Source organism: Mesorhizobium sp. 131-2-1 (assembly GCF_016756535.1).
Lineage (GTDB): Bacteria > Pseudomonadota > Alphaproteobacteria > Rhizobiales > Rhizobiaceae > Mesorhizobium.
The window spans coordinates 4,739,695-4,748,825 of the sequence record NZ_AP023247.1 but is presented as its reverse complement, the minus strand read 5'-3'; the positions used below and the strand labels follow the sequence as shown (position 1 = coordinate 4,748,825).

Below are 9,131 nucleotides of genomic sequence, written 5' to 3'. Positions count from 1 at the left end.
CCATGGAACGCTGATCCGCCTAAGGGTCGGCTGGCAACCGGCGTCCATCCGCGACCGTTTTCGATTGCGGCCGGCGATCAGCCCTTCGCCCTCTCGAAGAGCGCGCCATAGTGGTAGGGCGGCACCTCGACCAGTCCGGCGAATTTCAGGCCGCCCGCCTCGGCGGCCGCGATGGTTTGTTGCGGCGACAGCCTGAGCTCGGTCCTCGGTCCGCGCGGTTCGCCGAGCACGGTGGTTGTCTCGCGTGGATGCTGGTGCCAGTTGACGATGGCGAACAGGCCTGCAGGGCGAAGCGTGGCGGCAACGGCGCGCGCCAGCCGTGCCTGGTCCGGAACGCCATGGAAAGCGTTGGCCATGAACACGAAATCGGCCGGCCGGGGCGTGAGCCGGGCAAGCTCGTAGGCATCGCCCGCGACGAAATCGCAATTGGCTACGCCGTGTTCCGTCAGCCGCCGCTGGGCGGCCTCCAACTGGTCGGCATCGATGTCGATGGCAACGACGTGCCGGGCCATTCCCGCCATCGGCAAGGTGAACCAACCATCGCCGCAGCAAAGGTCGATCGCCTCCGTGCCGGGTCTCAAGCCCGTTGCGGCGAGCACGCCGGCGGGGTCTGGCCACAGCGCCTCCCACCAGGCGCTCGACGGCATTTCGGTGCCTTGGAAGAAGCCGGGAATGGCACTGGTCATGGCGGGTTCCGGGGTCGGTGAAGCCCAAGCTTAGCGCAATGGTGGCTTGCGGAGGAGCCCGCCTGACATCTCCGACGCCGCCAACAAAAAGGCCGGCGAAGCGCCGGCCTTTTCAATCGTGCTGGACGGGTTCGTTCAGCCGACGATCTCGGTGTCGGAGAACCAGTACTTGATCTCCTGCGCGGCGGTCTCCGGCGCGTCCGAGCCGTGCACGGAATTCTCGCCGATCGACAGCGCATGCACCTTGCGGATGGTGCCTTCGGCAGCGTTGGTCGGGTTGGTGGCGCCCATCACGTCGCGGTTCTTGGCGATGGCGTTTTCGCCTTCCAGCACCTGCACGATGGTCGGGCCCGAGGACATGGATTCCACCAGCTCGCCGAAGAACGGGCGTTCCTTGTGCACGGCGTAGAAGCCTTCCGCCTCGCGGCGGCTCATCCACACCCGGCGGGAGGCGACGATGCGCAGGCCGGCATCTTCCAGCATCTTGGTGATGGCGCCGGTCAGGTTGCGCCGGGTCGCGTCCGGCTTGATCATGGAAAAGGTGCGTTCGATCGCCATTGGGTCGTCCTTGTGATGAGAATGGATTGCGGGGTGGCGGGCTCTATACAAGCCGCTTCGCCCCTTGCCAAGGGGAGCGCCAAGGGAAGCACCTGCCGACGGCGTTCTGGCCAAGGGCGGCTCTTTGCGCGACAATGGGGGCCTCGGGACCAGAAAGAAGGATGCCGGGCGCGGCGTGAAATGAACTGGCCCTATCTGAGACGCGGGGATATCGCCGGGATCCTGTTCGTGGCGGTGTTTGTCGGCGTCGCCCTCTTTGTCCTGCTGGTGTTTCCGAGGCTGGGGCCAACGGAGAATTTCGGTTTCGGCCCGGAATGGCAATGCGCCCGTATTGAGAAAGGCGACCCGATCTGCGTCAGGCTCGTCGCTAGAGATGGAGCGAAGTGACGGATCGTTCTTTTACAGCGATATCTCGATCGCCAATGCCGCCGTGTCGCCTGCCCGAAGGCCTTCGCGCTGCCGCACCGAAGCTTTGATCGGCAAGAGCAGGCTTCCGGATGCCTTGTCGGGAAACAGCGAGGTGCGCCAGCGGGTCTCGCCAATGACCGCCTCGACGCCGAGCGAGCCCCACGGCCGCGCCATTCCCGCCATCGCCGTCCTGATCCGCGCACCGAATTCGGCCGGCAACGTCACGAAATGCCAGCCGCCCTTGCCCGGATAGACCCAGATTTCGGCCTGCATTTCGTATCGGAACATCTTGCGCTCCATTCGTGGCGGCCACGCTCCGCCACCGCTCCTACCGCCGGATCACCACCGGCGGGCGCCGCTGTTCCCAGCCCTCGCGCTCCAGCGTCGGCACGCAATCCTCCTCGCTGGGGTAGCCCAGGCAGAAATAGCCGATCAGCGTCCATTCCGGCGGTGTGTCGAGGATGCGGGCGATCTCGGCCGGATCGAGGATCGACACCCAGCCCATGCCGATGCCTTCGGCGCGAGCCGCCAGCCACAGAGTGTGCACCGCCATGACAGCCGAATAGTCGATGGTGGCGGGCATGGTCAAGCGGCCGAGCCCATGGCCTTGCGCCGTCGTGCGGTCGGCGAAGACCGCGAACTGGCAGGGCGCCTCGGCCAGCCCGGCGAGTTTCAGCCGCGCATAAAGCGCCGCGCGCTCGCCGGAAAAACATTGCAGCGCTTCGGCATTGCAATGCTCGAAGCAGGCTCGCACGGCCTCGCGGCGCTCCGGGGCATCGACAACGACGAAGCGCCAGGGCTGGCTGAGGCCGACGGATGGCGCGATGCTGGCCAGCGCCAGCAGCTGGTCCAGCGTGCCGTCGGGAAGCGGCGCCGTCTTGAAACGCCTGACGTCCCGGCGCCACTGCATGAGGGTGATGAGCCCGAGGCGAAATTCGTCGGAGAAATCCGGGGCCGATGCCATGCGCAGCGCTGCCTTCGTGTGATTGCCCGGGTCCGCCGGCTGCTTCTTCTTTGCCCCGATCAAGGCGGCGATGAGGCACGCGAAGCGACTCAGGCACGTCCACTTTGTCGCATTTGGGGAGGGTAAGGGAATAGGCAGTAGGGCAGTAGGGCAGTAGGGCAGTAGGGCAGTAGGGCAGTAGGTGTGCCCCATATCTTCCCTACTGCCGTACTGCCTATTCCCTTACTCCCTTAGAATCGTCATTGGCGCGAATCCTCCAAGGGTTTAGGTAGGCCTGAACTGGAACGCGAGCGGGGCCGGAGAGATGAAACAGCATTTCATGATGTTTGCAGCCTACAACCAGTGGGCCAACGGCCGCATCTACGATGCGGCCGCCGATCTCAATGACGCGGAGTTCGAGCGCGATGTCGGCGCCTTCTTCGGCTCGATGATGGGAACGCTCAACCATCTTCTGGTCGCTGACCGCGTCTGGATGAAGCGCTTCAGCGGCGAGGGCGACGCGCCGGCGAGCACCGACAGGATCATCCACCGCGCTTTGTCTGTCCTCAGGCTGGCGCGCGAGGCGGAAGACAAGAGGATCATCAACTGGATCGACGGCACGAGCGAAAAGGCACTCGCCGGCCGCTTCTCCTACATGACCCTTTCGGACATGCGCACCATCTCGCAGCGGCTGGCGCCGGCGCTCAGCCATTTCTTCAACCATCAGACCCACCACCGCGGCCATGCGCACATGATCCTGACCGTACTTGGCCGACCTTCTGTGCCGCTCGACCTGGTGCTGTTCCAGCGCAGCGAGGAAGGCCGCGCCTACGCCTGACGGTTGGGTTGTATTATATTAGGAATTTCTAAAGTTTTAGAATAAACCGCGCCTTGTTTTAGCGGGGCTATGAAATGTTCAAAAACTAAGATTCTTGGAAACACAAAGTGCGGTGAAACTGGAATGCATCTCAAAGCGTAGCCCTTGATGCATGAGCAATGTAGTGGATTTTTTCCAGGAGATTGCAGTGCGGGAACTGGAAGGGCAACCAAGGAGAGTGCCATGTCTAGTATCGTGCGGAAAATCACCAGAACATTCGCCAGCGGAGCAATTGTCGTAATTCTTGCCATTCCTGTAAGTGCGGCTGACGTTGGCCTTGGTGGCCTCGGCGGCGCGTCCATCGGCGGCAACTCAGCCAGCGGCAATGTCGGCGGCGCCAACGGGGCCAACGCCAGTGCTTCCTTCGGCGGCAGCAGCACCGATGCCACCGCTTCGATCGGCGGCACGAGTGGCGCCAATGGCGATGCCACGATCGGTGGCGGCGGTGGCACCGCTACGGTGTCCCTGGGTGGAACCAACGGCGCTGGCGCCGACGCAACGCTGGGCACCGGCAATGGTACCAACGGCGCGCTGGGGATAACACTCGGCGGAACGAGCGGCACGAACGCCAATGTCGGTGTCGGTATTGGTGCTGGAACGCTAGGCGTTCCTGGCCCCCTTGGCGTTCCTGGCACCCTTGGCACTGCGGGAACTACCAGCGCGCAGGCTCTGCCAGGGGTGGTCGCCAACATGTCGAGCGGCCAGCTTGCGCGGATGAAGAAGCGCTGCGTCGACGTGCTCGCCAGCGAGGGCACCTATGACCGAGACCTGCGGCAGCTCTGCCTGCTGATCGCGCGCCGCTGACAATTCCGGCGCCGGCCGCAACGCTGTGCGACGGCCGCCAGTCGCAGTCGCTACGCCCGCCACCCGCCACTCGGGTGGCGGGTATGCCACATGGATGGTGCGCTTTTTTGCGATAGGGCTGCCCGCTTTTCGACAAGCGGTTAACCACATTTGAATTGCAACTAATATGTTAGGAATTCGTTTGCGCTCCGGCTTCAAGATAGGCCAGTTGTAGTGGGAGCAACGGAATGCGCATCGATTTGTCCCCGACGAGCTGGGGCAGGGTCATCGCCGTTACCATTGCCGGCACGGCGGTCTGCATCGCCGCGGCCTTCTTCGTCGATTCCTACAATTTTCCCTTGCTGTCGCCCGATGCGCTGTGGCGGGCGCAGATGACGGACCTCTTGCTGCCGCTCGTGCTGGCGGGGTCGTTCTTCTTCTTCCTGATGTTCAAGATGCGCCAGCTGGCGGTCGCGCAGAAGGCGCTGAGCATCGTCGCGGCCACCGACAGCCTGACGGCGGTGTTCAACCGCGGCGCCTTCTCGATGCTCGTCGAGGCCTATCTCGATCAGGCCCGCAGCCAGGCGGTCGTCGATGCTGGCGCCTTCCTGATCGTCGATGCCGATCATTTCAAGACCATCAACGACCGTCTCGGACATGACTGCGGCGACCAGGCACTGAAGCTGATCGCCAAGACGATCAAGGGCCAGCTGCGCGGCGCCGATATTGTCGGCCGCATCGGCGGCGAGGAGTTCGCGGTCTTTCTTCCCGGCGCCGATGCGTCGCAGTCCTGGCTGGTCGCCGAAGGGATCAGGCGGCGCATCCGCGAGGTGGAATTCTCGCCCGACGGCCGGCCTTGCCCGCTTTCAGTGAGCATCGGCGGCGTCGCCTTCAGCGGCAACACAACCTTTGCCGACATGTACCGGACGGCTGACAGCCACCTCTATAAGGCAAAGTCGAACGGCCGCGACCAGGTCAGCTTCGCGACGGCCGCGCTGCTCGGCACGCTGACCGACGACGCCGCGACGGTTCATTAAGATAAGCGAATAGCGAATAGCGAGTAGCGAATAGCTTTGCGCCGGCTGGCGCATTCGCTGCCTTCCCTATCCGCTACTCATTCACTTCATGCCGCATAGCCGCCAAAGCTGCGCGCCACCGGCTTGACCGAGACGGCGGGCTGAGCGGCGGGCCACAGGATGCCGGCGGTGACCGCGAAGGCGATCAGCGCGTCACGCGCCGCATCGACGGAGATTTCTCCGGCCCGAGCGGCCTCACAGGCCTTCACCGCGGCGCCATAGCTCAGCCGTCGCCGTGACGGCGGGAAGTCGGTCAGGAATTCATGCATGTCGAACAGCGACGCGATCATGCGCTTGTGGCCGGCGCCAACGGTAAGGGCGACCGGGGTGAAGAACATCCTGTCGTGCATTCTGGCCTCTTGGGTTGGGCGAAGAAAGCGGCGGCCGCCACTCTCGATCGGGGGTCGAACGCCAGAGAACGCGGCAGGCGGCGGGTGGTTCCATGAAATGTGAGGCAGTAGGCAGTAGGCAGTGGTTCCCCATTCCCTGATGCCCACTTCCTACTCCCTAGTATTCCTGCCTTGTCGGCCGAAACAGGATCTCGTTGACGTCGACTTCTTCCGGCTGGCTCATGGCGAAAGCCACCATGCTGGCGAAGGAACTGGCCGGGATGGCCCAGCGCTCGTAGAGCTCGCGCACGCCTTGCGCGACGTCCGCCTCGGTGACGCTCTCGGGCAATTCCGTCGCCACCGCGCCGGGCGAGATGATGGTGGAGCGGATATTGTAGGGTTTTACTTCCTGCCGCAGTCCCTCGGAGATGACGCGCACCGCGTGCTTGGTTGCGGCGTAGACCGCGCCGCCGGGGCCGACCTTATGGCCGGCGACGGACGAGACGTTGATGATATGGCCGCTCTTCTGCGCCTTCATGTAGGGAAGCGCAGCGGCGATGCCGTAGAGCACGCCCTTGAGGTTGACATCGATCATCCGGTCCCAATCCTCGACCTTGCCGCGCTCCAGCGGCGAATGCGGCATCAGGCCGGCATTGTTGAGGATGACGTCGATGCGCCCATGCGTTTTCACCGCATGGTCGACGAGGCGCTGGACCTCGTCGCGCCGTGTCACGTCGGTCTGCAGGACAGCGTCCTGGCCGAGCGACAGCTCGCTCGCCAGCGCCTTCAGCCGGTCGAGCCTGCGCGCGCCCAGCACCAGCCTGGCGCCATCCTTGGCGAGAAGCCGCGTCGTGGCTTCGCCGAGCCCGCTGCTGGCTCCGGTGATGACGACGACCTTGTCTTCGATACCTTGTGCCATGGTTTTGCTTTTCCTGATTTCCTTGTGCTCAGCGATCGATCCTCGCCGCCTGTTGCGGGGAATAGCGATCTCCCTGCACGGCGATCGCCGAGACCGCGTTCTCGATGTTGCGAAGATCGTCCGTCGACAGCGCAACGGCGGCTGATCCGATGTTCTCCTCGAGGCGATTGAGCTTCGTGGTGCCGGGGATCGGAACGATCCACGGCTTTTGCGCCAGCAGCCAGGCGAGCGCGACCTGTGCGGGAGTCACCTTCCTGCCGGCCGCGATCGCGCCGATCGCATCGACCAGACCCTGGTTCGCCTTCCTGGCCTCCGCCGCAAAGCGGGGGACTGTGTTGCGGAAGTCGCTGCTGTCGAATGTCGTGTTGGCGTTGATGGCGCCGGTGAGGAAGCCCTTGCCCAGCGGGCTGAAGGGCACGAAGCCGATCCCCAGTTCTTCGAGGACTGGCATGATCGCCTCCTCGGGTTCACGCCACCAGAGCGAGTATTCGCTTTGCAGCGCCGCGACCGGCTGCACCGCATGCGCGCGCCGGATCGTGCGCACGCCCGCTTCCGAGAGGCCGAAGTATTTCACCTTGCCTTGGCTGATCAGGTCCTTCACCGTGCCGGCCACCTCTTCGATGGGCACGACCGGATCGACGCGGTGCTGGTAAAGCAGGTCGATGCGGTCGGTCCGCAGACGCTTGAGCGACGCCTCGACGACGTCGCGAATATGCTCGGGCCGGCTGTCCATGCCGCTGTGTCCGGCCGTACCGGCGATGTCGATGCCGAACTTGGTGGCAATCACCACCTGGTCGCGGATCGGCTGCAGCGCCTCGCCGACAACCTCCTCATTCTTGAACGGTCCATAGACCTCCGCGGTGTCGAAGAAGGTGATGCCCCGCTCGAATGCCGACCGGATAAGACGGACCGCGTCCGCCGTCTCCATGGGCTGCCCGTAGGATTGGCTCATCCCCATGCAGCCGAGGCCGATGGCCGAGACTTCCAGGCCGCTGTTTCCTAACGTGCGCTTTTGCATTGTCTTCTCCTTGTGGATGGAAGTGCTGAACCGGCGGACCTGTGCCGCCAGATAGGCCCGACGAGGATGATCTCCAGGATACCCTTGCCTCGATGCCGTGGCCGTGATCAGCGCGAATATTGCTCGTCGCTGACCTTCTCCATCCAGTCGACGACCTTGCCGTCGAGGGCTTCGGCGATGGCGATATGGGTCATGGCGGTGGCCGGCTGGGCGCCGTGCCAATGCTTCTCGCCCGGCGCGAACCAGACGATGTCGCCCGGGCGGATCTCCTCGACCGGGCCGCCTTCGCGCTGCGCGAAACCCGCGCCGGACAGCACGATCAGCGTCTGGCCCAGTGGATGCGTGTGCCAGGCGGTGCGGGCGCCAGGCTCGAAGGTGACGGTGGCACCGCCGACGCGGGATTCGTCTCTGTTGAAGCGCGCGTCGAGGCGCACCTGGCCGGTAAAATAGTCGGCCGGGCCCTTGGCCGACGGCTGCGAGCCGTTTCTCGTGATGTCCATTGCCATGTCCTTCGCTTGGGCGAGGGGACCGTGTGCCGCCTCGTTGATGGGTGGGATGTAGCGGCTGCGGCGGCGAAGGATTAGATGGTATAATGCGCATGAACCTATGAGGACGATTCATATATGCCGCGCGAAAACCTCAACGACCTTCTCGCCTTCCTCGCCGTGGCGCGCGAGCGCAGCTTCACCAAGGCCGCCGCCCAGCTCGGCGTCTCGCAATCGGCGCTCAGCCACACCATGCGCGCGCTCGAGGAACGACTGGGACTGAGGTTGCTCACCCGCACCACGCGCAGCGTTTCGCCGACCGAGGCCGGCCAGCGTCTGCTCAACACCATCGGTCCGCGCTTCGAGGAGATCGAGACCGAGCTGGCCGCGCTGAGTGCCTTTCGCGACAAGCCGGCCGGCACGCTCAGGATCACCGCCGGCGAGCATTCGGCCGAGACCATATTAGGGCCGGCGCTGGAAAGGCTGCTGCCCGACTACCCGGACATCAGGGCGGAGGTGATCATCGACTATGGGCTCACTGACATTGTTGCGGAGCGCTACGACGCCGGCGTGCGCCTCGGCGAGCAGGTAGCCAAGGATATGATCGCGGTGCGCATCGGGCCGGACATGCGCATGGCCGTGGTCGGTGCGCCGTCCTACTTCGCCACCCGCAAGCGGCCGAAAGTGCCGCAGGACCTGATGGGCCACGACTGCATCAACATCCGCCTGCCGACCTATGGCGGGGTCTATGCCTGGGAGTTCGAGAAAGGTGCCCGCGAATTGCGCGTGCGCGTCGAGGGCCGCCTGGTGTTCAACAACATCTCGCTGCGGCTGAAGGCGGCGCTTGCCGGCCTCGGCGTCGCCTTTCTGCCGGAGGACCAGGTGGAAAAGCATATCGCCGACGGACGGCTGGTGCGTGTGCTCGCCGACTGGTGCCCGCCCTTTCCCGGCTACCACCTCTATTATCCCAGCCGCCGCCAGTCCTCGCCGGCCTTCACCGTGCTGGTCGAGGCGCTGCGCTACAGGGGATAGATGGAATCCGGGCCGAT

General features: G+C 64.5%; 13 protein-coding genes. 5 read left to right on the top strand and 8 right to left on the bottom strand.

The features are described from left to right. Positions 1 to 77: 77 nt before the first annotated feature. Both JG743_RS23270 and ndk read right to left on the bottom strand, forming a co-directional pair. Positions 78 to 686: a class I SAM-dependent methyltransferase gene (locus JG743_RS23270; protein WP_202293058.1), complete on the bottom strand. Its 609-nt coding sequence runs from the start codon at positions 684 to 686 to the stop codon at positions 78 to 80. A gap of 135 nt (positions 687 to 821) precedes the next feature. Beyond that, positions 822 to 1,244: a nucleoside-diphosphate kinase gene (ndk, locus tag JG743_RS23265; protein ID WP_202293057.1), complete on the bottom strand. Its 423-nt coding sequence runs from the start codon at positions 1,242 to 1,244 to the stop codon at positions 822 to 824. A gap of 180 nt (positions 1,245 to 1,424) precedes the next feature. On the opposite strand from ndk, the gene JG743_RS23260 reads away from it, so the two are divergent. Continuing rightward, positions 1,425 to 1,631 (top strand): hypothetical protein, encoded by a 207-nt coding sequence (locus tag JG743_RS23260; protein WP_202293056.1) that lies wholly within the window; start codon positions 1,425 to 1,427, stop codon positions 1,629 to 1,631. A gap of 12 nt (positions 1,632 to 1,643) precedes the next feature. Here the strand turns inward: JG743_RS23260 and JG743_RS23255 are convergent, their stop codons facing one another. Both JG743_RS23255 and bluB read right to left on the bottom strand, forming a co-directional pair. Next, positions 1,644 to 1,940, bottom strand: coding sequence for a DUF1905 domain-containing protein (locus JG743_RS23255; protein WP_202293055.1), 297 nt, complete (start codon positions 1,938 to 1,940; stop codon positions 1,644 to 1,646). 40 nt (positions 1,941 to 1,980) lie between these two features. Continuing rightward, positions 1,981 to 2,616, bottom strand: coding sequence for a 5,6-dimethylbenzimidazole synthase (bluB, locus tag JG743_RS23250; protein WP_202293054.1), 636 nt, complete (start codon positions 2,614 to 2,616; stop codon positions 1,981 to 1,983). Positions 2,617 to 2,920: 304 nt separating this feature from the next. Here bluB and JG743_RS23245 point away from each other — a divergent pair, with 304 nt between their 5' ends. The 3 genes from JG743_RS23245 (at position 2,921) to JG743_RS23235 (ending at position 5,292) form a co-directional block, all read left to right on the top strand. After that, positions 2,921 to 3,433: a DinB family protein gene (locus JG743_RS23245; RefSeq protein WP_202293053.1), complete on the top strand. Its 513-nt coding sequence runs from the start codon at positions 2,921 to 2,923 to the stop codon at positions 3,431 to 3,433. 222 nt (positions 3,434 to 3,655) lie between these two features. Then, complete coding sequence (locus tag JG743_RS23240; protein WP_202293052.1) at positions 3,656 to 4,276, top strand: hypothetical protein; 621 nt, start codon at positions 3,656 to 3,658, stop codon at positions 4,274 to 4,276. Positions 4,277 to 4,503: 227 nt separating this feature from the next. Continuing rightward, complete coding sequence (locus JG743_RS23235; protein ID WP_202293051.1) at positions 4,504 to 5,292, top strand: GGDEF domain-containing protein; 789 nt, start codon at positions 4,504 to 4,506, stop codon at positions 5,290 to 5,292. A gap of 86 nt (positions 5,293 to 5,378) precedes the next feature. Here JG743_RS23235 and JG743_RS23230 read toward each other — a convergent pair whose 3' ends face one another. From JG743_RS23230 to JG743_RS23215, 4 genes are all read right to left on the bottom strand, one after another. Beyond that, positions 5,379 to 5,681, bottom strand: coding sequence for a DUF982 domain-containing protein (locus tag JG743_RS23230; protein ID WP_202293050.1), 303 nt, complete (start codon positions 5,679 to 5,681; stop codon positions 5,379 to 5,381). Positions 5,682 to 5,838: 157 nt separating this feature from the next. After that, positions 5,839 to 6,579: an SDR family oxidoreductase gene (locus JG743_RS23225; protein WP_202293049.1), complete on the bottom strand. Its 741-nt coding sequence runs from the start codon at positions 6,577 to 6,579 to the stop codon at positions 5,839 to 5,841. 28 nt (positions 6,580 to 6,607) lie between these two features. Next, positions 6,608 to 7,597: an aldo/keto reductase gene (locus JG743_RS23220; RefSeq protein WP_202293048.1), complete on the bottom strand. Its 990-nt coding sequence runs from the start codon at positions 7,595 to 7,597 to the stop codon at positions 6,608 to 6,610. Positions 7,598 to 7,704: 107 nt separating this feature from the next. Then, entirely contained in the window at positions 7,705 to 8,097 is a 393-nt protein-coding gene (locus JG743_RS23215; RefSeq protein ID WP_202293047.1) for a (R)-mandelonitrile lyase, read from the bottom strand. Positions 8,098 to 8,220: 123 nt separating this feature from the next. Here JG743_RS23215 and JG743_RS23210 point away from each other — a divergent pair, with 123 nt between their 5' ends. Beyond that, on the top strand, positions 8,221 to 9,114 hold the full coding sequence (locus JG743_RS23210; protein ID WP_202293046.1) for a LysR family transcriptional regulator: 894 nt from the start codon (positions 8,221 to 8,223) through the stop codon (positions 9,112 to 9,114). Positions 9,115 to 9,131 lie beyond the last annotated feature (17 nt).

Excerpts from the sequence above, each read along its gene's own strand:
- JG743_RS23220 (WP_202293048.1), bottom strand. The coding sequence starts at position 7,597 with ATGCAAAAGCGCACGTTAGGAAACAGCGGCCTGGAAGTCTCGGCCATC.
- bluB (WP_202293054.1), bottom strand. The coding sequence starts at position 2,616 with ATGGCATCGGCCCCGGATTTCTCCGACGAATTTCGCCTCGGGCTCATC.
- JG743_RS23245 (WP_202293053.1), top strand. The coding sequence starts at position 2,921 with ATGAAACAGCATTTCATGATGTTTGCAGCCTACAACCAGTGGGCCAAC.
- JG743_RS23230 (WP_202293050.1), bottom strand. The coding sequence starts at position 5,681 with ATGCACGACAGGATGTTCTTCACCCCGGTCGCCCTTACCGTTGGCGCC.
- JG743_RS23260 (WP_202293056.1), top strand. The coding sequence starts at position 1,425 with ATGAACTGGCCCTATCTGAGACGCGGGGATATCGCCGGGATCCTGTTC.
- JG743_RS23215 (WP_202293047.1), bottom strand. The coding sequence starts at position 8,097 with ATGGACATCACGAGAAACGGCTCGCAGCCGTCGGCCAAGGGCCCGGCC.
- JG743_RS23235 (WP_202293051.1), top strand. The coding sequence starts at position 4,504 with ATGCGCATCGATTTGTCCCCGACGAGCTGGGGCAGGGTCATCGCCGTT.
- JG743_RS23210 (WP_202293046.1), top strand. The coding sequence starts at position 8,221 with ATGCCGCGCGAAAACCTCAACGACCTTCTCGCCTTCCTCGCCGTGGCG.
- JG743_RS23240 (WP_202293052.1), top strand. The coding sequence starts at position 3,656 with ATGTCTAGTATCGTGCGGAAAATCACCAGAACATTCGCCAGCGGAGCA.
- ndk (WP_202293057.1), bottom strand. The coding sequence starts at position 1,244 with ATGGCGATCGAACGCACCTTTTCCATGATCAAGCCGGACGCGACCCGG.
- JG743_RS23270 (WP_202293058.1), bottom strand. The coding sequence starts at position 686 with ATGACCAGTGCCATTCCCGGCTTCTTCCAAGGCACCGAAATGCCGTCG.
- JG743_RS23225 (WP_202293049.1), bottom strand. The coding sequence starts at position 6,579 with ATGGCACAAGGTATCGAAGACAAGGTCGTCGTCATCACCGGAGCCAGC.
- JG743_RS23255 (WP_202293055.1), bottom strand. The coding sequence starts at position 1,940 with ATGTTCCGATACGAAATGCAGGCCGAAATCTGGGTCTATCCGGGCAAG.